This window comes from Bacillus sp. PK3-037 (assembly GCF_054161355.1).
The window spans coordinates 700,710-725,739 of the sequence record NZ_CP096408.1; the positions used below are offsets into that span (position 1 = coordinate 700,710).

At 43.0% G+C, this 25,030-nt stretch carries 24 protein-coding genes; 21 read left to right on the forward strand and 3 right to left on the reverse strand.

Annotated elements, in window-relative coordinates:
- Positions 1–37 precede the first annotated feature (37 nt).
- The 13 genes from M1D69_RS03635 to M1D69_RS03695 all read left to right on the forward strand — a co-directional run bounded on the left by M1D69_RS03635 (position 38) and on the right by M1D69_RS03695 (position 14,217).
- Positions 38–775: a lipoprotein YvcA gene (locus M1D69_RS03635; RefSeq protein ID WP_458104543.1), complete on the forward strand. Its 738-nt coding sequence runs from the start codon at positions 38–40 to the stop codon at positions 773–775.
- Positions 765–2,669 (forward strand): DUF6792 domain-containing protein, encoded by a 1,905-nt coding sequence (locus M1D69_RS03640; RefSeq protein WP_458104542.1) that lies wholly within the window; start codon positions 765–767, stop codon positions 2,667–2,669. The genes M1D69_RS03635 and M1D69_RS03640 overlap by 11 nt, the downstream gene beginning before the upstream one ends.
- A gap of 14 nt (positions 2,670–2,683) precedes the next feature.
- Positions 2,684–3,043, forward strand: coding sequence for a hypothetical protein (locus M1D69_RS03645; RefSeq protein WP_458104541.1), 360 nt, complete (start codon positions 2,684–2,686; stop codon positions 3,041–3,043).
- 178 nt (positions 3,044–3,221) lie between these two features.
- Positions 3,222–4,985, forward strand: a complete 1,764-nt coding sequence (locus tag M1D69_RS03650; RefSeq protein ID WP_458104540.1) for an ABC transporter ATP-binding protein — start codon at positions 3,222–3,224, stop codon at positions 4,983–4,985.
- A 126-nt stretch (positions 4,986–5,111) separates the two neighbouring features.
- Complete coding sequence (locus M1D69_RS03655; protein WP_458104539.1) at positions 5,112–6,566, forward strand: tetratricopeptide repeat protein; 1,455 nt, start codon at positions 5,112–5,114, stop codon at positions 6,564–6,566.
- A 381-nt stretch (positions 6,567–6,947) separates the two neighbouring features.
- Positions 6,948–8,360 (forward strand): peptidoglycan DL-endopeptidase CwlO, encoded by a 1,413-nt coding sequence (gene cwlO, locus M1D69_RS03660; RefSeq protein WP_458104538.1) that lies wholly within the window; start codon positions 6,948–6,950, stop codon positions 8,358–8,360.
- Between the two features lie 218 nt (positions 8,361–8,578).
- Positions 8,579–9,529 carry a thioredoxin-disulfide reductase gene (gene trxB, locus M1D69_RS03665; protein ID WP_458104537.1) on the forward strand — a complete coding sequence of 317 codons (951 nt, stop codon included), beginning with the start codon at positions 8,579–8,581 and terminating at the stop codon, positions 9,527–9,529.
- Between the two features lie 318 nt (positions 9,530–9,847).
- On the forward strand, positions 9,848–10,324 hold the full coding sequence (locus M1D69_RS03670; RefSeq protein ID WP_458104536.1) for an NUDIX domain-containing protein: 477 nt from the start codon (positions 9,848–9,850) through the stop codon (positions 10,322–10,324).
- 24 nt (positions 10,325–10,348) lie between these two features.
- The gene (gene rapZ, locus M1D69_RS03675) at positions 10,349–11,236 is read left to right on the forward strand and encodes an RNase adapter RapZ (protein WP_059334990.1); all 888 of its coding nucleotides are present in this window, start codon (positions 10,349–10,351) and stop codon (positions 11,234–11,236) included.
- A gap of 1 nt (position 11,237) precedes the next feature.
- Positions 11,238–12,191, forward strand: a complete 954-nt coding sequence (gene mgfK, locus M1D69_RS03680; protein ID WP_458104535.1) for a gluconeogenesis morphogenetic factor — start codon at positions 11,238–11,240, stop codon at positions 12,189–12,191.
- A gap of 22 nt (positions 12,192–12,213) precedes the next feature.
- On the forward strand, positions 12,214–13,164 hold the full coding sequence (gene whiA, locus M1D69_RS03685) for a DNA-binding protein WhiA (protein WP_024122966.1): 951 nt from the start codon (positions 12,214–12,216) through the stop codon (positions 13,162–13,164).
- 23 nt (positions 13,165–13,187) lie between these two features.
- The gene (locus tag M1D69_RS03690) at positions 13,188–13,445 is read left to right on the forward strand and encodes an HPr family phosphocarrier protein (protein ID WP_024122965.1); all 258 of its coding nucleotides are present in this window, start codon (positions 13,188–13,190) and stop codon (positions 13,443–13,445) included.
- Between the two features lie 10 nt (positions 13,446–13,455).
- Positions 13,456–14,217, forward strand: a complete 762-nt coding sequence (locus tag M1D69_RS03695; protein ID WP_458104534.1) for an arylamine N-acetyltransferase family protein — start codon at positions 13,456–13,458, stop codon at positions 14,215–14,217.
- Between the two features lie 50 nt (positions 14,218–14,267).
- Here the strand turns inward: M1D69_RS03695 and M1D69_RS03700 are convergent, their stop codons facing one another.
- On the reverse strand, positions 14,268–14,477 hold the full coding sequence (locus M1D69_RS03700) for a hypothetical protein (protein WP_458104533.1): 210 nt from the start codon (positions 14,475–14,477) through the stop codon (positions 14,268–14,270).
- A 141-nt stretch (positions 14,478–14,618) separates the two neighbouring features.
- On the opposite strand from M1D69_RS03700, the gene M1D69_RS03705 reads away from it, so the two are divergent.
- The 4 genes from M1D69_RS03705 to M1D69_RS03720 all read left to right on the forward strand — a co-directional run bounded on the left by M1D69_RS03705 (position 14,619) and on the right by M1D69_RS03720 (position 19,175).
- Positions 14,619–15,332: a winged helix-turn-helix domain-containing protein gene (locus M1D69_RS03705; RefSeq protein WP_458104532.1), complete on the forward strand. Its 714-nt coding sequence runs from the start codon at positions 14,619–14,621 to the stop codon at positions 15,330–15,332.
- Entirely contained in the window at positions 15,326–16,396 is a 1,071-nt protein-coding gene (locus M1D69_RS03710) for a HAMP domain-containing histidine kinase (protein ID WP_458104531.1), read from the forward strand. The genes M1D69_RS03705 and M1D69_RS03710 overlap by 7 nt, the downstream gene beginning before the upstream one ends.
- 84 nt (positions 16,397–16,480) lie before the next feature.
- The gene (gene psdA / locus M1D69_RS03715; RefSeq protein WP_458104530.1) at positions 16,481–17,260 is read left to right on the forward strand and encodes a lantibiotic ABC transporter ATP-binding protein PsdA; all 780 of its coding nucleotides are present in this window, start codon (positions 16,481–16,483) and stop codon (positions 17,258–17,260) included.
- Positions 17,235–19,175, forward strand: coding sequence for an FtsX-like permease family protein (locus M1D69_RS03720; RefSeq protein ID WP_458104529.1), 1,941 nt, complete (start codon positions 17,235–17,237; stop codon positions 19,173–19,175). Before psdA ends, M1D69_RS03720 begins: the two co-directional genes overlap by 26 nt.
- 37 nt (positions 19,176–19,212) lie before the next feature.
- Here the strand turns inward: M1D69_RS03720 and M1D69_RS03725 are convergent, their stop codons facing one another.
- Complete coding sequence (locus tag M1D69_RS03725) at positions 19,213–20,190, reverse strand: 2-hydroxyacid dehydrogenase (protein ID WP_458104528.1); 978 nt, start codon at positions 20,188–20,190, stop codon at positions 19,213–19,215.
- 402 nt (positions 20,191–20,592) lie between these two features.
- Here M1D69_RS03725 and M1D69_RS03730 point away from each other — a divergent pair, with 402 nt between their 5' ends.
- Positions 20,593–21,177: a beta-class carbonic anhydrase gene (locus M1D69_RS03730; protein ID WP_458104527.1), complete on the forward strand. Its 585-nt coding sequence runs from the start codon at positions 20,593–20,595 to the stop codon at positions 21,175–21,177.
- Positions 21,178–21,195: 18 nt separating this feature from the next.
- Entirely contained in the window at positions 21,196–22,806 is a 1,611-nt protein-coding gene (locus M1D69_RS03735; RefSeq protein WP_458104526.1) for a SulP family inorganic anion transporter, read from the forward strand.
- 27 nt (positions 22,807–22,833) lie between these two features.
- Here M1D69_RS03735 and M1D69_RS03740 read toward each other — a convergent pair whose 3' ends face one another.
- Positions 22,834–23,154 (reverse strand): MazG nucleotide pyrophosphohydrolase domain-containing protein, encoded by a 321-nt coding sequence (locus tag M1D69_RS03740; RefSeq protein WP_003219846.1) that lies wholly within the window; start codon positions 23,152–23,154, stop codon positions 22,834–22,836.
- Positions 23,155–23,270: 116 nt separating this feature from the next.
- Here M1D69_RS03740 and M1D69_RS03745 point away from each other — a divergent pair, with 116 nt between their 5' ends.
- Both M1D69_RS03745 and M1D69_RS03750 read left to right on the forward strand, forming a co-directional pair.
- Complete coding sequence (locus tag M1D69_RS03745; protein WP_458104525.1) at positions 23,271–23,846, forward strand: LOG family protein; 576 nt, start codon at positions 23,271–23,273, stop codon at positions 23,844–23,846.
- Positions 23,847–24,011: 165 nt separating this feature from the next.
- Complete coding sequence (locus tag M1D69_RS03750) at positions 24,012–24,962, forward strand: LacI family DNA-binding transcriptional regulator (protein WP_458104524.1); 951 nt, start codon at positions 24,012–24,014, stop codon at positions 24,960–24,962.
- The last annotated feature ends 68 nt before the right edge of the window (positions 24,963–25,030 follow it).

Sequence of the window (25,030 nt, forward strand, 5' to 3'; positions counted from 1 at the left end):
TTTTGAAAAAACAGCATAAAACCCTTGGAGGTTCGTAATGAAAAAGATTATCTTTATTTGCTTCAGCTTATTACTTGCCCTGACAGGAGGATGCAGTATGAACGACAATGATAAAAACACCACAAACGACAATAAAACAGAAGCCGTAAGACCAAAAGACATGGATCCAAAAGACCTGCCACAAGTTCCCGCGTTTCAGGACGAAAAAACGAGAGAGTATATGGTGTCAACGAAGGAAGAGGAACCTGGGTATTATTTGCTTGAGTCTAAGCTGAAAGGGTTTAGGATGTTGTTTCCGCAGGATGGGGAGTATCTTCCTGATTATTCTGAGTCAAATGGAGAAAATAGTGAATCGATAGCGTTTCAAAGCTATAATGAAACATCAAATATTCTCTTAGATGCGCAAATAAGCTACTATAACAAATCTTCATTTATTAATGATCCAGAGACAATGCTGGACCAAATTAGTAATGAGAATGGTTACAAAGGAAATTTTAAGAAGCAACAAACTAATGGAAAAGTAGTTTACGCAGCATCAAAAAAAAGCAATTTTAAAAACAGTGATCGTAAATACAATTTTTCCTTTCGTTATTTTGGATATATAAAATCCAATGAAGAAGAGTATCTGGGGATAGTATATTCTTTTATAGTCCGCTGTAAAAAAGATGAAAAACCTTGTACTTTGGATGAAGATCAAGCAAAAGAAAAAACTGATAAACTAATTAATTCTATAACCTTTTTAAGAAATAAAAAGGAGGTTAGAGATGGACAATAAGAATGTTTTCGCAAATGAAAATGTAAAGCTCCGTTTAATTAACTTAGAGTATGCCTATAAAGAAAAGTTTGCATCGAACAATCCGGAAAAAGTACAAAAAGCCAAGGAAGAGTTTGAAACTGAAATACGGAGGATCTATAAAGAAGAAACTAACTCGGAGCTTCCTAATGAAATAGAGATATATACTTCTCACGAACTTATTCAAGAAAATAAGAACATAGATAAACGGATTAAAGATTCTGGTTATGATGGTACAGCGATTTATATAAAGGAAAAGAAAAATGATATAGAGCAGCTTCATATTATTTCTGAGGGGAGTGCTGATAACGCAGATTGGTCTTATAATTTCTTTGGATTATTTTTAGGTATTGATGATATCCAATACAGAGCTACGAGAGAATTTGTAAAGAATTCAAAGAAAAAAGCAGGTGATTCAGAGGAGTTAAGAACATTTGCGCTAGGACATTCTCTAGCTAATAATAACCAAGTATTAGCTCAATTAATTGATGGAGAATTTGATGAAGTATATGGGGTGAATGGGGCACAAATAAGTGTCGACCAACTTTTATTAGCTGATAGAAATTTGGTAGATTTTCTATTAAATAAATATGATCTTAGTCGTCAAGAGCTTAAAGAGCTTCCACGAGAACAACTAAAAAAAGCGATCACCAAATACTACAAAGACAAAGGCGTAACAGCAAACATCACCCAGCGCATCTCAAAGGATGACCCTCTGTACGGTGCGAGCGGCAAGGCAGACTTCATTACATTCGGCGATGTGAGGATGGCAGATACAAACACAAGTGTAGAAGGCATCCGAAACATTATGGATGGGATTCCTGATGAAGACGTGAAAGCGATTCAAGAATTCCTTCAAAAATATAAGGATGACTATGAAAAAGATGGCTTGAACGGTTTTGTAAAGGCTGCAAGCGGGATTGACATAGAGCTGATAGATAAAGTGAAGTACACAGATGGTGCTTTAGCGAAAGCGAGTGTCATTTATGAAAATTTTGATGATGTTAAGCAAATGTATGGCCGAATTAAAGAGCAGCTGCCAGCCTTTTTAGGTTTTCTTCATACCCTGTTGGGAAACAGCGGGCCTATTGTAGATCAGCTTGCTGAAAATGGTTATATAGATGATACACAGAAAAAAGTCATCAAAAAAGAGTTATCTAATCTTAATGCGAGTATGAGAGGTATAGAATCACGATACGAACATTTCATTGATCATTTAAAGCATGGTCAATTTACGCAAGCTTTAAAAGACGTTGGTGAAATAGTGGAGTATGTAAAATCAATGATTTCTTCTTTTGAAACACTCGACAAAGAAACAAAAGACGCATTAAAACTCATCGTCGACGGCCACAGCATCGTCCAAATGCTGAACGCGTTATCAAAGGAAAAAGGCTTCAGCTATAAAGGCTCCGATATTTACTTTACAGGGAAGGGCGGCTCGGGAGAAACGATTAAAGTCAATATCTCTTCCGCTGTCAGAATCTATCAAAACGGCATGAAGATCGTTGAAGATATGGAAGATGCGATTTCTGCGTACCAAAAGGTATTCCGTCAGGAAATCGATGAAGAGTTTATAGACAAAAAACAGGCAATCATCACGTCGATTCAACATATGGAAGAAAATCCTTCGCATTATGCCTTCGATCTTCAATTCCGGCTTGCGGCCGGTTTCAGTCACACATTCGATAAATTAGAGAAAATATCAGTTCATGAATCGTTCCATACAGGTGCTCTCCCTGCTAATGACGGAATTGTTGCAGAACTAAAAAAACAGACATCGGAAAAAAAGAATTTTATCAAAAATATCCGCGAGAGTATCGAAAAGCTATTTGAAAAAGAAGAAATGATCTCACAGCTATTCGATTTTCAGCCTTAGGAGGAATAGACAGAGTGACTTCCTTATTTTCAGAAAGTGAAACAGAAATTGTATCAACCACCTATATGTTTCTAACCCATGACGAAATGAAGGGGAAAGCGGACAGTCTCAATAAACCCATCAACGACATTCTCAGCCTGACTAAAAAATTTGAGTCTGCATTAAAAGAAGAAATCAAAGGTCAAAAAGGAATGATTGTCAAAAAAATAAAAGAAGAGCTTGAATCGAAAAGCGAAAAGCAGAAAACTGCACTTCAAACGATAAAAGAAGAGCATACTGCAAAGGTTGACCGGTTCAAAATGATCATTGAAGACCTGAGACAGCAAGAGGTTACCTTAACGTATCGAAAAAAGAAGCCTGAAAAGGATCTATAATATGAAACGTCTCCTATTCGAGTCATGAATAGGGGATTTTTATTTTCAGTGTACAAGAAAAATATACTGAAAAAGTCTCTCTCCATTGTTATGATTTAGAAAGAGTAAAAATAATCCTATTATATTCCATTCAACCTTGCTGACCGCGTAAAGGGATTGAAACAGGGGGAAAAATACTATGTCAACACAGCAACCTAAAAGAAAATTCAAAGCCTTTTTTGCATTAGTGAAACAGACAAACCCATCCTATGGAAAGCTCGCTTTTGCGCTGATTCTCAGTATTGTGACAACACTGGTCAGCCTGCTGATTCCTTTATTAACGAAACAGCTTGTCGACGGTTTTTCCATGTCAGCGCTGTCCGGCACGCAAATTGGGCTGATCGCGCTCGTATTTCTTATTCAAGCCGCTTTAAGCGCCTACGCTACATACGCGCTAAACTATAGCGGGCAAAAAATCATCTCTGGGTTAAGGGATTTATTATGGAAGAAATTAATAAAGCTTCCTGTATCTTATTTCGATACTAACGCTTCCGGTGAAACTGTCAGCCGGGTCACGAATGATACGATGGTGGTAAAAGAGCTGATCACCAGCCATATCAGTGGATTTATAACAGGCATCATTTCGGTCATTGGATCACTCACCATCTTATTCATTATGAACTGGAAGCTGACGCTGCTTGTTTTAGTTGTTGTTCCATTAGCTGCGCTGATTTTAGTGCCGATCGGCCAGAAGATGTTCTCCATTTCTCGGGAAACTCAAGATGAAACCGCACGTTTTACAGGGTTGCTCAATCAAATACTTCCGGAAATCAGGCTTGTGAAGGCTTCAAATGCAGAGGAAGTCGAATACAAACGCGGAAAGCTGGGGATTTCTTCATTATTCCAGCTGGGGGTTCGTGAAGCGAAGGTGCAATCGCTTGTCGGGCCGCTTATTTCTCTCGTATTAATGGCCGCACTCGTGGCTGTTATTGGATACGGCGGTATGCAGGTGTCATCAGGCGAATTGACTGCCGGGGCACTCGTGGCTTTTATTTTATATTTGTTTCAAATCATAATGCCGATGGGCCAGATTACAACGTTCTTCACACAGCTGCAAAAATCAATCGGTGCAACGGAACGGATGATTGAGATTTTGGCAGAGGAAGAGGAAGATACCGCCACAGGTAACCAAATTGACAACGCGCATCTGCCTATCCGGCTTGATCAAGTGTCGTTTGGCTATAAGCCTGGGCAGATGATCTTGAAGGATATCAGCGCCGTGATTGAAGCGGGAAAAGTAACAGCAATTGTTGGGCCGAGCGGCGGCGGGAAAACCACGCTGTTTAAGCTGCTCGAACGTTTCTATTCTCCGACTGAAGGGACCATTCGGCTGGGAGACGAGCCGGTGGATACGTATTCGCTCGAATCGTGGCGTCACCATATCGGCTACGTGTCACAGGAAAGTCCGTTAATGTCGGGAACGATCAGAGACAATATTTGTTATGGGCTGGAACGTGATGTAACGGATGCCGAAGTCGAAAAAGCCGCAGAGATGGCATACGCGCTCAATTTTATTAAGGAACTGCCGAATCAGCTTGATACAGAGGTGGGAGAACGCGGTATTATGCTGTCAGGCGGACAGAGGCAAAGAATCGCGATTGCGAGAGCGCTTCTTCGAGATCCGAGCATTCTTATGCTGGATGAAGCCACTTCAAGCCTCGACAGCCAATCTGAAAAATCAGTGCAGCAGGCGCTTGAGGTGCTGATGGAGGGACGCACAACGATTGTCATCGCTCACCGCTTATCGACTGTTGTAGATGCTGATCAGCTATTATTTGTTGAAAAAGGGGAAATTACGGGACGCGGCACGCACCATGATTTAATGGCTTCCCATGACCTTTACAGAGATTTTGCTGAACAGCAGCTTAAAATGAATGCGGATTTAGAAAACAAAGCCGGGTAAATTCTGGTCGATTCAGCCAGTAAAAAAAGAGGAGGGATTTTCCCAATCCTTCCTTTTGAACTATTGAGGGGCTTACGATTTATGGTATACTACTGACGGTAATATTGTATAAAACGGAGGGTAGTTGTGGGAAAACACACTTCTGAACATAAAAATCACGCACAAATTGTCCAGCTGCTTCAAGATGGACATTATTTTTTTCATAAAGGTTTGAAAGCGTATAAAGAACGCAATCTGAAGCGGGCAAGCAAACTGATCCAGCGGGCGGTTCATTTGGAGCCGAAGAATTCAGAGATGCTTTCGCAGCTTGCGGTCATTTATTCTGAGATGGGGCAATACCAGGAATCCAACGATTTGCTTGATTATATTTTGGCGAATCTTGAGACGGAAATGCCGGAATGCCATTATTTTAAAGCAAATAACTTTGCCCATCTGGGACTCTTTCAGGAAGCTTATAAAGAAGCTGCCGCTTATTCAGACGCTGATCCGGACGGTGAATTTTCCGAAGAGAACGATAGTCTGCTTGAACTGCTTGATTTAGGAGACGGCGGGCCTGAGGATTCTTTATATGATCAGGATGAATTGCTTATCAAACAGGACCGGGCGAAGTCCTTGCTTGAAAGCGGTCAGCTTGCTGAAGCCGTTGCGGCCCTTGAGGAAATCACACACGAATATCCTGAGCTTTGGTCCGCTTATAATAATCTCGCCCTTGCCCACTTTTATTCCGGCAATGTTGTGAAAGCGAAACAAACGGCTTATCAAGTGCTGAATCATAATGAAGGAAATCTTCACGCATTATGTAATCTTCTTGTTTTCTACTATTATGAAAGAGAAGATGAAAAGGTGGCAGAGCTGAGTGATCAGCTTTCAAATGTATATCCGATGTTATTTGAACAGCGCTATAAACTGGGTGCCACTCTGTCGCTTGTCGGCCGGTATGATATCGGGTACAAATGGCTCAGATTACTGTATAAGAGCGGTTTTGAAGGAGACGACACATTCTACTACTGGCTCTCGTGCTCTGCTTACTTTACGGGCCATAAAGAATTTGCCGAAACGATATGGAGAAAAGTCGAGTCGCAATATCCAGGAGCAGACCGTCCGGCTCCGTGGATTGAACGGCGGGAAGTACTTCCTTCGTCAGTAGAACAGCGATTGGCGGCCTATTATATCAGCAGCACCAAGGGTGAAACGGAGCATCTTGAAGCCGTGATACGCTCGAAGCGCATCACCGCTCCTTTTGAAAACCATTTTGTTAAGCTGCTCTTAAACGGAGATTCCGCAGCAGCAGATGTGTCACAGGATGCGCTTTTCGCTTATCAAACGGTTAAATTGCTGGAAGAAGCGGAACAAGATGAGATGAAAACAGAAGTCATGAGCTGCTGGGTATTCCATGTGATACAGCAAATCCGCGCAGCGGGGCCGCTGAAAAATGTGAGCGGATGGGCTGCGGCTATCTACTATATTTGGAAAGAAGCCCATGGCAATCATGATACCAAAAAAGAAACGGCAGCCCAATTTGGCATCTCTCCGGCTACTTTGACGAAATATATGAAATATATTGATGATATTTTAGAATAGTATATTGATTGAGGGTTGATTCGCAGAATCAACTCTCTTTTTATTCTAAGAAGTATATTAAGAAAGTAATATCGACAGGTTTTTTATCAATTTAAGAAAAATGACAATTGATGTGCAACCTGACATCTGTTTGAAACATAAATGTAATAAAATTTATCGCTAATTTGTCGAAACTTGATGGTATAATGATTCTCGTACATAAGGAATTAGTGTTTTTTACATATGATGTGAAATAAACGCTATACACCCAGATTAAGAGATGCACAGAATAATTAACCATAAACAATCATCATTCCTCGTAGAGTATGAGGAACGAAACTTGATGTTCAAAATACAATTCCAAATGAGAACAGGTTCACAGTAAAAGGGAGGATATAAAAAGTGAGAAAGAGTTTATTGACACTTGGTTTGGCTTCCGTCATCGGGACAAGCAGTTTTTTGATCCCATTTACAAGTAAAACTGCATCGGCGGAAACATTAGATGAAAAGAAACAAAAAATCGAAAGCAAGCAATCTGAGGTTGCTTCCAGCATTGAAGCGAAGGAAAAAGAATTAACTGGGCTTCAGGAAAATCAATCAAAGATTGAAAAAGAACTGAAAGACATTAACGCGAAGGCGCTCGATACAAGCAACAAAATTGAAGATAAAAAAGAAGAAAACGATAAAACAAAAGAAGAAATCAAAAAACTGAAAAAAGAAATTAAAGAGACTGAAGCCCGCATCGAAAAACGCAATGAAATCCTGAAAAAACGTGTTCGTTCTTTACAGGAAAGCGGCGGTTCTCAAGGGTACATAGATGTCCTTTTAGGATCAACGAGCTTTGGTGACTTTATCTCTCGCGCGACTGCGGTTTCATCTATTGTGGATGCAGACAAAGATTTAATCAAGCAGCAAGAGCAGGATAAAGCGAAGCTTGAAGATTCGGAAGCGGATTTGAATGGCAAGCTGAAAGAAGTTCAAGCTGCACTGGCTAAATTAGAAACAATGCAAAAAGACCTTGATAAACAGCTTGATGAAAAAGACAAGCTTTTCGACGAAGCAAAAGAAAGCCAGAAGAAAACGGCTAAAGCGATTTCTGAATTAAAATCAGAAGCGTCTGAACTTGCAAATCAAAAAGCAGATACTGAAGCTGAACAAGCGCGTATCAAAAAACAACAAGAAGCTGCGGCTGCCCTGATCAAAAAGCAGGAAGAAGCACAAAAAGCATCTGATGAAACACAAACAGATGACAGCCAAACGGCTACAACTGAAACAGCAAAAGCAAGCTCATCTGATGATGATTCTTCAGACAACTCTTCTAAGGGTTCATCTAACAGTTCGTCTAACGGCTCATCTTCTAAGAAGAGCAGCAGCTCAAGCAATAACTCAGGCGGCACTGTCATCAGCAACTCAGGCGGAATTGAAGGCGCGATCAGCGTTGGTTCAAGCATTGTCGGACAATCTCCGTACAAGTTTGGCGGCGGACGCTCTCAGTCTGATATCAACAACCGTATTTTTGACTGCTCATCATTCGTTCGCTGGGCTTACGCTTCTGCAGGTGTCAACCTTGGACCTGTCGGCGGAACAACGACTGATACTTTAGTTGGAAGAGGACAAGCTGTAAGCGCGTCAGACATGAAACGCGGAGACTTAGTTTTCTTTGACACATACAAAACAAATGGTCACGTTGGAATCTACTTAGGAAACGGTACGTTCCTTAACGACAATACATCTCATGGTGTATCTGTTGACTCTATGAACAACGTGTACTGGAAAAAAGCATTTAAAGGCGTTGTAAGACGTGTTGTTCAATAATAAATAAGACAAGGGCCTTCTATGGACAGAAGGCTCTTTCTTTATTAATATACATACCCTTTTGAAATACATTTAATCGTGTTTCGAAAAAAATGAGCAAAAAAATGGCGTATCACCATGAGATTTTATAGGATATGGGTAAGGAATACGTTTGATGGGGATTCTTATCATATAAGGAAGAGCCCAACTCGAAAAGACGTTTTAAGGAGTGAATGAGTGTGTCAGAAGAAAAAATATATGACGTGATTATTATCGGCGCGGGTCCTGCTGGGATGACGGCCGCTGTATACACATCTAGAGCAAACTTATCGACATTAATGATTGAAAGAGGAATTCCGGGCGGCCAAATGGCAAACACGGAAGATGTGGAGAACTATCCAGGTTTCGAAAGCATCCTCGGACCTGAGCTTTCCAACAAAATGTTTGAACACGCGAAGAAATTCGGCGCGGAATACGCTTATGGCGATATTAAAGAAATTGTGGATGGCAAAGAGTACAAAGTTGTGAAAGCCGGTTCAAAAGAATATAAAGCACGTGCTGTTATCATTGCCGCAGGTGCAGAGTATAAAAAAATCGGCGTCCCTGGCGAAAAAGAATTGGGCGGCCGCGGTGTTTCGTATTGTGCAGTATGTGACGGCGCTTTCTTTAAAGGCAAAGAGCTGGTTGTTGTCGGCGGAGGAGACTCAGCGGTTGAAGAAGGCGTGTACTTAACACGTTTCGCTTCGAAGGTAACGATTGTACACAGACGTGACAAACTCCGTGCGCAAAGCATTCTCCAAGCGAGAGCGTTTGATAATGAAAAAGTAGATTTCTTATGGAATAAAACCGTGAAGGAAATTCATGAGGAAAACGGCAAAGTCGGTAACGTAACGCTTGTCGATACGGTAACCGGTGAAGAAAGTGAATTCAAAACAGACGGCGTATTCATTTACATCGGCATGCTTCCTCTGTCTAAACCGTTTGAAAATCTGGGCATTACGAATGAAGAAGGCTACATCGAAACAAACGACCGCATGGAAACTAAGGTTGAAGGGATTTTCGCGGCCGGAGACATTCGGGAAAAATCACTGCGCCAAATCGTAACGGCTACAGGTGACGGAAGCATTGCGGCACAAAGCGTACAGCATTATGTCGAAGAGCTCCAGGAAACGCTGAAAACCTTAAAATAAAAAGGGCTGTCATACGCGCTTCACATTACGTTACTGGGTTTTAATTCCGCTGTAACAGTTGTGTAAAACTTATCGGTTATGATTAATAAAGTAATTGACCCCCTTTTTATAATGAATACACTTTTGGCACGGATTCTCCAGTTATCCGTGTCCTTTTTTTGTCCAAAAATAAAAGACAATTTCTTTTCACGATAAAATCATCTGAACGCGGGAAAGAATATGCTGTAAAATAGAAGAAAAGATTGTCAATGTCTCTTCATTGTGGGAGGCATCTTGAAACGGTATAATAAAGAGACGATGACAGGACGAGAAGGTTAGGTGACGTATTTGCAAAGAGTGACAAATTGTGTTCTCATGGCGGATGACAACGTTCTTCTTCTTCAAAAGCCAAGACGCGGCTGGTGGGTCGCGCCGGGAGGCAAGATGGAGAGCGGAGAATCAGTCAGGGATTCCGTCATCAGAGAATTCAGAGAAGAGACTGGTATCTATATCATAAATCCCCAGCTAAAAGGAGTTTTTACCTTTATTATTAAAGACGGTGACCACATTGTGTCTGAGTGGATGATGTTTACGTTTGTTGCTGATTCCTATACGGGAGAAAGTGTATCTGAATCAGAAGAAGGCATTTTGCAGTGGCACAATGTGAAGGATATTCAAAACTTGCCTATGGCCCCGGGAGACGGCCACATCCTCGACTTTATGATGAAGGGACAAGGGCTGCTGCACGGCACATTTACGTATACACCGGATTTTGAGCTGCTCAGTTATCGTTTAGATCCGCAGCATATCAAATAGAAAGACAAGTCAGGGGGGAGAAAGATGAGTGTTAGTGAATCACATGATATTCAGCTTGTCATTATAACCGGTATGTCGGGAGCGGGAAAAACCGTTGCGATTCAAAGCTTTGAAGATCTCGGCTATTTCTGCGTCGATAATCTTCCGCCATCATTGCTTCCTAAATTTTTAGAGCTGATGAAGGAATCAAATTCGAAAATGAGCAAGGTCGCGCTCGTTATGGATTTGCGCGGGCGTGAATTTTTTGACCGGCTGATTGAAGCGCTTGATGAAATGGCGGAAAATCCGTGGATTACACCGCGAATTTTATTTTTAGACGCGAAGGATTCGATTCTCGTGACAAGATATAAAGAAACGAGACGTTCGCATCCGCTGGCAGTGACTGGCCTGCCGCTCGAAGGCATCGCGCTGGAACGTGAGCTGCTTGAGGAATTAAAAGGCCGCTCTCAAATGATTTATGATACATCAGACATGAAGCCGCGCGATCTGCGCGAGAAAATCGTAAAGCATTTTGCGACAAACCAAGGAGAGACATTTACGGTAAATGTCATGTCATTTGGTTTTAAATACGGTATTCCGATTGATGCCGATCTCGTCTTTGATGTCCGATTTTTGCCGAATCCATATTATATCGAAAGCATGAGGCCGCTGACCGGAAAAGATGAAGAGGTATCCTCTTACGTCATGAAGTGGAATGAAACACAAAAGTTCAATGAAAAATTAATCGATTTACTCAGCTTCATGCTGCCGTCCTACAAAAGAGAAGGAAAGAGCCAGCTCGTCATTGCGATCGGCTGCACAGGGGGCCAGCACCGCTCTGTGACACTTGCCGAGTATTTAGCTGACTATTTCAAAAAGGATTACTATACTCATGTTACTCACCGGGACATTGAAAAGAGAAGCCGGAAATAAGATGGTACAAAAACCGAAAATCGCAATCTTTGGCGGCGGCACAGGCCTTTCTGTATTGCTTCGGGGCTTAAAGCATAAACCCGTTGATATTACGGCGATTGTCACAGTTGCTGATGACGGAGGGAGCTCGGGGCGGCTGCGGAACGAACTGCAAATCCCTCCACCAGGAGACATCAGAAATGTACTTGCCGCTTTATCCGATGTGGAGCCGCTAGTTGAAGACCTCTTTCAGCACCGCTTTAATAAGGGGAACGACTTAACGGGTCATTCACTCGGAAATTTAATTTTGGCAGCGATGACGAATATAACCGGTGATTTTTTTCACGCTGTCACAGAAATGAGCAAGGTGCTGAATGTAAGAGGAAAGGTGTTGCCGGCAGCCAATGCCAGTGTTGTTCTGCATGCCGAAATGGAGGACGGCCGCGTGGTCTCAGGCGAGTCCACTATTCCGGAGTACGGCCAGCGTATTAAGCGCGTTTTTCTGACGCCTGAAAACATTGATCCGCTGCCGGAAACGATAGACGTGATCAGGGAAGCGGATCTGATTATTATCGGACCGGGAAGCCTTTATACCAGTATTCTCCCTAATTTGCTCGTCCCGAAAATTGGAGAAGAAGTGATCAAGGCGCCGGCGAAAAAAGTGTATATCTGCAACGTGATGACACAGCCCGGAGAAACGCTGCATTATACCGCTGCCGATCATGTGAAAGCGCTCAATCAGCATATGGGCTGCGGCTTTATCGATACCATACTTGTTAACAGTGAAGACATTCCTGACGAAATAAAACGTAAGTACGCAGCAGAATCGGCGCGTCCTGTTGATTTTGATATCGAAGAGCTGAAAGCGATGGGGCTTGAAGTTATCAGAGATCAAATCGTAACACATAAAAATGACGTAATTCGTCACGATACACATAAAGTGGCTTCTCTTCTTGTTGATTTACTGAAAGAATGAAGCCTTGAAATGAGGTGGCTATATGTCATTTGCATCGGAAACAAAAAAAGAATTAACGAACCTGGAAGTGAAGGACTGCTGCATTAAGGCAGAACTGTCTGCACTTATCCGAATGAATGGATCTTTATCATTTGCTAACCGCCATCTCGTACTTGATGTTCAAACTGAAAATGCAGCGATTGCCCGCCGCATCTATACATTGCTGAAAAGACAATATGATGTGTCGGTTGAGCTGCTGGTCAGAAAGAAAATGCGGCTGAAAAAGAATAACGTCTATATTGTGCGTTTTTCAGAGAATGCAAAGTTCATCTTAGAAGATTTAAAAATACTTGGCGAGAATTTTGTGTTTGAGCGAAATATTTCAAAAGAGCTTGTCAAAAAGAGATGCTGCAAGCGTTCTTACATGAGAGGGGCATTTTTGGCGGGAGGTTCAGTCAATAACCCGGAAACCTCCTCGTACCATCTGGAAATTTTTTCTCTTTATAAAGAGCATAACGATTCATTATGCGACCTGTTAAATGAGTTTCATTTAAACAGCAAAACGCTCGAACGGAAAAAAGGCTATATCACTTACTTAAAAGAGGCAGAAAAGATTACTGAATTTCTGAACGTAATCGGCGCACATAATTCGCTGCTGCGTTTTGAGGATGTCAGAATCGTCAGAGACATGAGAAATTCGGTTAATCGCCTTGTCAATTGTGAGACAGCCAACTTAAACAAAACCATCGGGGCTTCGCTCAGACAGGTAGAAAATATTAAATACATCGATGAAAGAATCGGCTTGGAGGCGCTTCCTGAAAAACTTCGGGAAATCGCGCAGCTGCGGATTGATTACCAGGAAGTGACGCTGAAAGAGCTAGGGGAAATGGTAGCAAGCGGGAAAATCAGCAAATCAGGAATCAACCACAGGCTGAGAAAACTTGACGAAATCGCAGAACAGCTGCGGACAGGGCAAACCGTCACTTTAAAATAACCGTAAAGAAAAGGGGAGATCTTATGGTTCAGCAGAAAGTGGAAGTTCGATTAAAGACAGGACTGCAGGCGCGTCCTGCTGCTTTGTTTGTACAAGAAGCAAACCGGTTTACGTCAGATGTGTTTCTTGAGAAGGATGGGAAAAAAGTAAATGCGAAAAGCATCATGGGACTGATGAGCCTTGCGGTAAGCACAGGCACAGAAGTCACATTGATTGCTGAGGGAGAAGATGAACAAGAGGCGCTGGAAAAGCTTTCGGCGTATGTTCAAGAGGAAGTTTAGGTGATACAAAATGAGTGATTTTCTGAAAGACTGTTTTAAGAAAATCGGCTGGAAGAAGGATCATGTCAGCTTCGACGATCTTCCCCTTTTTCTAAAAGCAATGGCGTACCGATACCCTTTTGAAAACCGGGCAGTTCTTGCAAAAGAGAATTATAAGGTAACCAAAGAGGAGCTTTGGCGCCGTCTGATCAAAGAACAGCATGGGGGACTATGCTACGACCTGAATGGTTTTCTTTACTATGTCTTACGTGATGCCGGTTTTCATGTGAAGCTCATTCGCGGAACAGTTTATGCAGGAAAGCAAGAAGAGTGGGCATTAGAAGGAACCCATGCTGCTGTATGGCTGTCGGCAGAAAAGGGAGATTACATTGTTGATATTGGTTTTGGCATCAACCTGGCGCTGGAGCCGATACCGCTTTCCGGAGAAACGATACAATCTCCTGTGGGAGCATTCCGAATCAAGGAAAAAGCGACGGAAATGGGCACCCATCTTCTGTTGATGGACAAAGGAGAAGGCTGGCAAATCGGTTATGCCTTTACCCTTGATGAAAGTGACGTCCGTGATTTAGACATGATGAAGGATATAATCCACTCTCATGAAAAATCGCCCTTTAATAAATCACTGCTTGCTTCTAAGCTGACCCCGAACGGACGGATCGTCATGTCAGACCGTCATCTTACGATTCAAGAAAATGACGGAGAAGTACAGAAAAGGGACATCACCAGCACGGAGTTCGAAGAGAAGCTAAAAGCTCATTTTTTTAAGGGTTAAGCTTGCAGAATGTCTGCAAGCTTTTTTCTTTGGTTTCAGCAGTTTTCACCTTATGAACACGTATTGATGGCTGCATCAAATGCATCCTCTGGAATATATACATTTCCGTTTTCCTTCTTGTAAGGAATTTGATTGTCTTTCAAGCATTCTTTGTTGTTTTCTGACAGTGTATTTCCCCAGACGATGTATTTGCCCGTATAGTTCGGCTGGCAAGCTGAAAGAGTTGCCGTTATAACCAGCAGTATCATCCTTTTCTTCAAAGAAACACCTTCCGAACATGAAATATTTTCCTTTCATATTCTATCATAACGAATGCCAGGTTTTCTATTCCTCCTTCATGCTATAATAATTTTGGAATCTTCTAGAAAAATTACCGTGCTAGACATATAAGGGGGATAAATGTGTATCGGATCTTACTCGTGGAAGATGATGAACGGATTGCTTCATTGCTGGGCGGCCATCTTCAGAAATACGGATATCATATAAAAATAGCTGAAAAGCTGAATGACATAAAGGAAGAATTTGCGGAAATGAAACCGGATCTTGTGCTGCTCGATATTAATCTCCCTTTTTTTGACGGGTTTTATTGGTGCAGGCAAATTCGGACGGTTTCCAATGCTCCTATTATTTTTATCTCGGCGCGGACTGATGAAATGAATCAGGTGATGGCGATTGAGAACGGGGGCGATGACTATATCACAAAGCCGTTTCACTTAGAAGTCGTCATGGCCAAAATCAAAAGCGTACTGCGCCGGACTTATGGTGAGTATTCTCCTTCTTTGTCTCCGGAATCAAGACTGGTGGAGCTTGGCGGTCTAACGATATATCCAGATCAATATGAAGCGGAGTGGAAGAACAGCCGTATCTCGTTTTCACAAAAAGAATTTCAGCTGCTTTCGATTTTCATAAGGGAGCACAAAAAAATTGTCTCGCGTGATGAATTGCTGGAGGCATTATGGGACGACGTCGATTTTGTTGATGATAATACATTAACGGTTAATGTAAACCGGCTGCGGAGAAAGCTGGAGAATGCCGGATTGAAAGACGCCATTGCAACCATCAGAGGGCAGGGCTATGTATTTGAAGTCAATCGGAAGGATGAACGGGAGTGTTAAAGACTTATATAATCGACCGATTAGCCATTATTCTTTTTTCCTTATTAAGCATAGGTGCCGCCATGTTTATTGCCTATTTAAGCATGATAGAGAGCGGTGCCGAGCCTTCTTCAGAAAATATGATGTACATATGGGTTCTGCCTGGTGTCCTTTTGGCGGCCGGTTTTACTGCCGATTACATCCGGCAAGTGTCCTTTCTGGCATTTTTGAAAAAACTGGCCGATCAGGCACCCGCTTCGAATGACATAGGGCGGTCGCTTGAAGCCCGCAAGCCAAGAACCAGAGAGCAAGCCCTCTGGACAAAAATGATTAACGCGCTTGGTGATCAATATGCCGGAAAGCTCTCACAATATATCAATAAACAAAAACAGCATTATACATTTACGAATCAATGGATTCACCATATGAAAACACCCGTATCCGTCATTTCCTTAATGATTCAAGAAGGAAAGAACGGGACCGCTTCTTCCTTTCAGACATTTTTAGAGGAGCTGGAAGATGAAAATGAACGGTTTCGCCACGGGCTGGATATGATGCTGCAAACAGCCCGGCTGGAGGAGTTCGCTTTTGATGTAAAACCAGAAACCTTTGATTTGACAGAGCTTGTCCGCTCATTGATCAATCAGGAAAAACGGCAGTTTATTAAACGGCGGCTTTTTCCGAAATTACATGTGCCGCCAAACGCCGTCCAGGTTTCCAGTGATCAAAAGTGGCTCTCCTTTGTTATGGAGCAAATCCTTTTCAATGCCCTGAAATATTCAAAGCAAGGCGTTGGGGACCATATTACCATCCGGATTGAAACGCAAGGCCATGAAACGCGTTTATCAGTTGCAGATGACGGTATCGGCATCCCGGCGCAGGATCTTCCTCGGATTTTTGATCCGTTTTTTACTGGTGAAAACGGGCGAAGCATGACGCAGGCGACAGGAATGGGCCTATATTTGGCGAAAGAGGTGTGCAGCCAGCTGGGCCATAAACTGTACGCGCAATCAAAAGAGGGAGCGGGCACGGTTGTGACAATCGTCTTTTCAAGTGACACTCTGGCGAATGTGACAGCATTGTAAGGTTCGAAAGCGAGATTGAAAGAAAGTTCGATGGGAGGCTGCTGACTTCCTTTTTATAATAAAGAAAAAAGGAGGATCAGAGGCATGAACGTGCTGCAAACAACGAAGCTGTCAAAAACATATTATTCAAATAAAGGAACGGTGTCATATCAGGCGCTTAGCGATTTTGACCTCAGTGTAAATAAAGGAGAATTTGTCGGCATCATGGGGCCGTCGGGAAGCGGAAAAACCACGCTCCTGAATTTGCTGGCCACCATTGATAAGCCGACCCAGGGCGAGATGATGATCAACGGCATTCAGCCGAAAACGTTAAAGGATCAAGAGATGGCTCTGTTTCGCAGAAGAGAGCTGGGCTTTGTCTTCCAGGACTTTAATCTGCTTGATACGCTGACGATTCGGGAAAACATCCTGCTTCCGCTCGCGTTGGACAAGGTAAAACTGAGTGAAATGGAAAACCGCTTAGATGAACTGGCAGATACATTGCAAATCAAACATATTCTGGACCACCGTACATACGAAGTGTCGGGAGGCCAGCAGCAGCGTGCGGCCTGTGCAAGAGCCATTATTCATAATCCGGCTCTGATATTGGCGGATGAACCGACAGGCAACCTTGATTCAAAATCTGCAAAACAGGTCATGAACACACTGGCTCAGCTAAATGAAGAAAAGGAAGCAACGATACTATTGGTTACGCATGATGCCACAGCGGCAAGCTTCTGTAAACGGATCATCTTTATTAAAGACGGAAGATTTTTTTCAGAGATCCGCAGGGGAACGAATCAGCAGGTGTTTTATCAAAGTATCCTAGATACCCTGAGTGTGTTGGGAGGCGATTTTCATGAATTTGAGAACCATCGCCCGTAAAAACATTATTGGGAATCTGCAAAGATATGTTGCTTACTTTTTAAGCTGTGTGTTTGCCGTCTCGGTCTTTTTCGTCTTCACATCTTTTATTTTTCACCCGGATGTGACGGAAGACAATGTGTATGGCGGAAGCCTTGTGAAAACGTGTTTGAGCGCGGCTCTTATCGTCATTATTGTATTTTGTATATTCTTTATTTCTTATTCAAATTCAGCATTTTTACAAGCGAGAAAGAAAGAGTTTGGCTTGTTTACGCTGTTCGGGACATCAAAGCAGCAGCTCCGAAAGATGATTTATTATGAGCAGTCGCTGATTTCTCTTGCGGCGATTGCGACCGGTATCGGCACGGGGCTGTTATTTTCAAAACTGTTTTTTATGGTCATGACATGGATGCTCAGTGTGAAAGTGCCGATCTCGTTTGCGATTGTACCGAAAGCATTTGTGCTGACGGCGGTCGGTTTTCTCATATTGTTTCAAGTCCTGCTTATTTTATCGCTGGGGCAGATTCGCAAGCTCGAAATCATAGATTTGATTAAATCAGCTCAAAAACCTAAACATTTACCGGCCTATTCAAAATGGCTCACTGTGCTGTCTTTGCTTTGTCTGGCTGGCGGTTATTATCTGTCTGCCACAGCCAATGCGATCGACATGATGTTTCGTGTCTTTCCGATTTTGATTTTAGTGTTAATCGGCACGTATTTCTTTTTTACACAAAGCAGTGTCGCGTTTTTCCGCATGCTGTACAGAAAGAAACACAGCTTTTACAAAGGAACCAATATCATTGTGCGTTCCAACATGATATTCAGGCTGAAAGATCACGCACGCATGCTGTTTTTAACCTCTGTCATTACAGCAGTCATTTTAACCGCTACAGGTGTGATCTATATGTTTTATGCTGATTTAGAAAGGCAGGAGGAGCAAAGCTTTCCCCAATCTGTTGCCTGGGTGGAAAAAGACGCTTCCCGCTTTCAGGTTATGAAACCTGAGACGGCTGAGAATACATTGAAAAGAGCAGATGCTGAGATTAAATATAAGGTGAATGCCACAGGTATTCCTGTTACATTTCAATCAGACTTGCCGTATGGAAACAGGAAAGCGGAAGCGGAGGCATTGCTGATTTCAGAGAAAATCTATAATCAAGTCGCAAAGGAAAAAGGTTTTCCTGTTATTCATTTACAAGAAAATGAAGCGTTTATCAATGTTCCGTTTCAAATGATGGTGAAAGATACGTTCGGGGAAGGGGAAAAAGCAGCGTTTCATATGAAGTCAGGAAAATCACTTTCCTATGTCATGAAAAAGCAGCAGTCCAAAGGGATATTAATGTCAGTCGGAGGAGTCAGCCGTTTATTGGTTGTCAGTGAAAAAAGCTTCGACAGCCTGACACAGGAGGTGCCGCTGAAGGATCAGACGAGAGTGGTAGGCTACGAGCTTGAGCATTGGCAGGAGACGGTGGACGTCTCTGAGAAGCTTGAAAACATGGTGCCAAAAGAACATACATCTGATTTTCAAACGCGTGCTCCGAGTTTTCAAGTTGTGAAGCAGGGAGTCGCACTAATGCTGTTTATCGGTCTGTTTGTCAGCGTACTGTTTTTTATCGTTCAAGGAAGCATGCTGTATTTGCGGATGTTTACTGAAATAGAAGATACGAGAGTGCAAGTGTTAGCATTAAAGAGAATGGGGGTTACGGACAAAGAGATTCACTCCATCCTTGGAAGACAAATTGGATTTTTGTTCTTCATCCCGTTTATCGCAGGCACGATTCACGCCGGTTTTGCGTATGTGGCGTTAAGCAACATGCTGAATGCTAACTTATTTCTTGAGGCCGTGATTGTCATCTTCATTTATTTTGTGTTCCAGGCTGTTTATTATATCGTCACTCGTCATATTTATAAGCGTGCTGTTCTCCAGCATATGTAATATGAAATCCGGTCTTTATCAGACCGGATTTTTTGATTTACTGAAATTCTCTTGTCAGATTTTTCGGTGTTTCCCCTTTGATAGCTGCGATCATGTTTTCAGCGGCCTGTTTACACATATTGAAGCGCACTTTCGCTGTTGCTGAGCCAATATGCGGCAGCAGGGTGACATTGTCGAGCTGCAAGAGCGGGTTGTCTTTTGCGACAGGTTCTTCTTCGTACACGTCTAAACCGGCACCGCGAATCCGACCTTCTTGAAGAGCGCGGATGAGGGCTTTTTCATCAACCGTCTTTCCCCGGGAAATATTGACGAAAATTGCGGAATCCTTCATCAGTTTAAATTCACGTTCCCCGATCATGTGATACGTTTCGTCAGTCAGTGGAGTAATCAGCAGAACAAAATCTGATTGCTTCAGCAGTGTGTCAAGCTCAGCGTATTTGACGCCGATGCTTTCTTCAGTTTCTTGTTTGCGATGGCGGTTATGATAAAGCACGTCCATATCGAAACCGAATTTGGCGCGTCTGGCCGCTTGCTCGCCGATTCTGCCCATGCCGATAATGCCTAATGTTTGATGATGGACGTCAATGCCGAAAAGCTCTTCTTCTTCAACCGTACCCCATTTACCTGCCCGGACGAAACGGTCCAGTTCAGCAACACGTCTGGCCGATGATAGAATTAAAGAAAAGGCCAGATCGGCCACTGTGTCATCCAGTGTATAAGGCGTATGAGTGCCGACGACGCTTCTTTCTTTCATCGCTTCTATATCAAAATTATCGTAGCCGACGGATTGATTGCTGACGACCTTCAGCTTAGGAGCATGTTCAAGCAGCTCACTGTTGATGGACGGCCCAGATGTTCCAGTGGTTAAAAGCCCTTCAGCATCTTTCATTTTCTCGAATAGCACCTCTTGCGGAAGTGTATCCTCCTGCCATATCTCGTAGCGGCAATGCGCACTGATCATGTTTTCAATCTCTTCAGGAATCGGTTTGGTGATAAATACAAATGGTTTCAACAAGGCTCCCCCTTTATGGCTGTTGTCTATTTTATTATATCGGAAAGAAATAGAAGTTAGAAATATTGCTGCGTTTGTTAAAATTTCTGGTTCTTTTGAACTTAAAATGGTCAAAGTGACTGAAAAAATAGCAGCCTCTGCTTAAATAAGTTTTTTAATTATCTGAATTCGCCTATATTTTTGTCTGACAAATCATCAAAATATAAACAGAACCTGGATTATAGGATTCAATAAATATAAATTTTATTATCTTTGAAAGATATAAATTTTTGAGTTTTTATTTTACAGTCCAATTAGATCGTCTTTTGTTGAAAGCCTTTTCACGGCCTGTTCCTATGCTATAATTCCTTACTGTAAGCTGGGTAAGAAGGCTTGCAATAACACAGGGATGGGAGATGAATAAAAATGGTTTCTTTAACTTCAATTTTGGAACACAATCAGCAGTTTGTCAGAGAGAAGAAGTACGAACCCTACAAAACGACAAAATTTCCTTCAAAAAAGCTCGTTATTGTTACCTGTATGGATACAAGACTCACAGAACTTCTTCCGCAAGCAATGGGGCTTAAAAACGGCGATGCTAAGATTGTAAAAAACGCGGGAGCCATCGTTTCTCACCCATTTGGAAGTGTCATGCGCAGCATATTGGTCGCCATTTATGAATTGCAGGCTGAAGAGGTTTGCATAATCGGCCACCATGAATGCGGGATGTCAGGCCTGAATGCTACCTCGATTCTAGAAAAAGCAAAGGAACGCGGGGTAGAAGCAAGCTGCCTGAGTTTGCTTGATAGCGCCGGATTAGATTTAAAAACTTGGCTGACCGGCTTTCACAGTGTGGAAGAAAGCGTTTCCCACAGTGTCAATCTGATCAAGAATCATCCGCTGCTGCCAAAAAAGCTGCCGGTTCACGGGCTTGTGATCCACCCGGAGACAGGCAAACTTGATGTCGTGATTAACGGTTATGAAACTGAGCTCATAAAGACTAATCCATAAGGGAGGTTTTAACAAAATATGCGATTCTCTGGGAGATTCAAGGGATACAATTTGCAGAAATTTCAGAAAGACCTAATTGCAGGTATCGTAGTAGGAGTCGTGGCAATTCCTTTAGGGATGGCGTTTGCCATTGCCTCGGGAGTCGAGCCTGAATACGGGCTGTATACTGTTGTTGTGGCGGGGATCTGTATTTCTTTGTTCGGGGGATCTAAATATCAAATTGGCGGTCCGACAGGCGCGTTTGTCCCGATTTTATTCGGTATTGTGATGCAGTATGGTCTGGAAAATCTGCTGATAGCGGGGTTTATGGCAGGCGTCATGCTGGTGCTGTTCGGATTGTTTAAGCTCGGCAAAATTATGAAGTACGTGCCGAAGCCAGTTATCGTCGGGTTTACGGCTGGAATCGCCGTGTTAATCTTCACTGAACAAATCGCTAATTTTCTCGGTTTGAAAAACGTAGAAAAACATGAGAACTTTCATCACAACATGTTTGAAATTGCACAGAAGCTCGGCACCTTTAATGGATATGCCATTTTGACAGCAGTCATCGGACTTGTCATTTTGCTTGTATCCGCCAAAGTGATGCCAAAGATACCCGGAGCTTTATTGGCTCTTCTCATTTCTACGCTTGTTGCGGTTGTGTTTTTCCCTGACCGCATGGCAACGATTGGCTCAACCTATGGAGATATTCCTCGCCATTTGCCGGAATTTCAGTTTCCGGAGCTGACAATAGATAAAATGGTCATGCTGTTTCCGGCAGCGCTTGTCATCGCGCTTCTTGGCGGTCTCGAATCGATTTTATCCGCGATGGTAGCCGATAATATGAAAGGGTCAAAGCACGACAGCAACAAAGAGCTTGTCGGCCAAGGGATTGCGAATATGGCCGCGCCGCTGTTTGGCGGAATCCCGGCTACCGGAGCGATTGCGCGGACGGCAACCAATATTAAAAACGGAGCGGTTTCACCTGTCTCAGGTGTCGTTCACGGCGTCGTGGTTCTTCTTGTACTGCTTGTATTCGCGCCTTATGCTTCCCACGTTCCGCTTGCAAGTATGGCGCCGATATTGATGGTTGTCGCATGGAATATGAGTGAGCGGAAGGAAGTCGCAAACATGCTGAGGCTGAAAAACGCCGATTCCTTCATTTTAGCCGCTACCTTTGTCCTGACGGTTCTGTTTGATTTAATCGTCGGTGTGGCGACCGGATTGCTGCTCGCATTTGTGTTCTTCATCAGAAGAATGAGCGAAGCGACCCGTATTCACAATCAGGAGTCTCATCCAGCTCTTGCGAAAGCGGCTGAGAGGGAGCAGGGGACAGATCCTTCTGTCAGCATGTACTCCATAGAAGGACCGCTGTTTTTCGGATCGATTGATTCGCTTGAATCGTCACTGTTAGAGCATGTACAGAAAAAGCCGAAGACCCTCATTTTACTCATGAATAAAGTACATTATATGGATACGTCCGCAGAAGCGGTGCTTGTGAACATCATGAACAGAATTAAGCGCCACAACGGAAAGCTGATGATCGTAGGGCTGCAGTCTCAGCCTAAAGAGCTCCTGCATAAAACAGGCCTCTTTCACAAAATAGGAAAGCAGCATTTCTTTGATCATCATGATGAAATCACAGGATGAAAAAAACGGCCGACTCTGGCCGTTTTTTTACGCATGCTCAAATCGCTTTGTCAATTTTTCTTGGTGGGCTTTCATCACGTCTTCTAAAGAAACGCCGTACATATCAGCAAGGATGGCGATATTTCCGATGACGTCTCCCATTTCTTCAATCAATTCTTGTTTTTGTTCAGCTCGTGTCGATTCTTTCTCATCCGGCCGGTCTCTGCCGATTTCGTACGCCCTGACAGCCCGTGCCAGCTCTCCGGCTTCCTCCATTAAAAACCCGACTCGAATAAACGGTCCGTATTCCGTCCAGCCCCTTTTTTCGTAAAACTCTTTCATCCATTTTTCAGCATCAGCCAGCTGCAACATCATCACTCCTGCATTCTTTATGTATTTCATATTGATATTATCACATGAAGATGGGACAATATATAGTGTGTTTTTTGAATGTTAACACGATATATAGATGCGGAGATGACGAGATGAAAACAATTTGTGTATTTGCGGGCTCAAACCCGGGGGGAAATGAAGCGTATAAAAGAAAAGCGACAGAGCTTGGCGTGTATATGGCAGAGCAGGGAATCGGCCTGGTATACGGGGGCTCTCGTGTAGGATTGATGGGCGCGGTCGCCGATGCGTTAATGGAAAACGGCGGCACTGCAATTGGCGTGATGCCAAGCGGCCTGTTCAGCGGAGAGGTTGTCCATCAAAATCTGACAGAGCTGATTGAAGTCAACGGCATGCACGAACGGAAGGCAAAAATGAGCGAACTGGCGGACGGCTATATCGCCATGCCGGGCGGTTTCGGTACATATGAAGAATTATTTGAAGTGCTTTGCTGGGCGCAGATCGGCATTCATCAAAAGCCGATCGGACTTTACAATGTGAACGGATATTTTGAACCGATGATGAAGATGGTCAAGTACAGCATTCAAGAAGGGTTTTCTAACGACTCTCATCTTAAACTGATCCACAACTCTTCACGGCCCGATGAGTTAGTTGAGCAAATGAAGAACTATTCATATCCGATTTTAGAGAAAAAGTGGACAGAAATTTAATGAGCCATTTAAAGCTTATATCCGAGTTTTCTCGACAATGTGAGGTTTCCTGAAGGAAATCTCTTTTTTAGTTTCTTTTAGGTTACATAGTATAATTTACTATAATAAAGGACTTTTTCACTAGTTTGGACAGATGTAATAAGCATAGGTGAGGAGTGGATGAAAATGGCAACATTGTCAGATGTGGCGAAAAAAGCAAATGTTTCGAAAATGACGGTATCACGAGTGATCAATCATCCTGAGACGGTGACAGACGAATTAAAAAAACTTGTTCATTCCGCGATGAGAGAGCTGAATTACATCCCTAATTATGCGGCAAGAGCGCTCGTGCAAAACAGAACACAGGTTGTCAAACTGCTGATTCTCGAGGAAATGGATACGACAGAACCGTATTACATGAACCTGTTAACTGGAATCAGCCGGGAGCTGGATCGCCATCATTATGCTTTGCAGCTTGTGACAAGAAATTCTCTTAATATTGGGCAATGCGATGGTATTATCGCTACTGGCTTGAGAAAGTCCGATTTTGAAGGCGTGATCAAAGCTTTCGAAAAACCGCTCGTCGTATTTGGGCAAAATGAAATGGGCTATGACTTTATCGATGTGAATAACGAAAAAGGCACTTTTATGGCAACCCGCCATGTCATGGGACTGGGGGAGCGGGAAGTTGTCTTTTTTGGCATTGATTTAGATGAGCCTTTCGAACGCTCGAGAGAACAGGGGTATATTCGTGCGATGAATGAAAGCTTTAAAAAAAATAATATGTTTCGGATCGAAAACAGTTCTAAAAAAAGTGAATGCCTTGCAAGAGCAGTCCTGAAATCCCTGGACAATCAGGCAGCGTTTGTCTGCGCATCTGACCGAATCGCGCTCGGCGTCATTCGTGCGGCGCAATCGCTTGGAAAACGAATTCCGGAAGACGTTGCGGTTACCGGGAATGACGGTGTATTTCTTGATCGCATCTCCTCGCCCCGGTTGACTACAGTCAGACAGCCAGTAGTTGAAATGGGTGAGGCCTGTGCGAGAATGCTGCTGAAAAAAATGAATGAAGACGGTGCTCCCCAAGGGCATCTATTTTTTGAGCCGGAGTTAATTGTGCGTGAATCGACTCTGTAAGAGCCTTATTCTGTTATCGATAACAAGGCAAAAAGGATTGTTCCTGCGATTTTATCATGATACTTTCA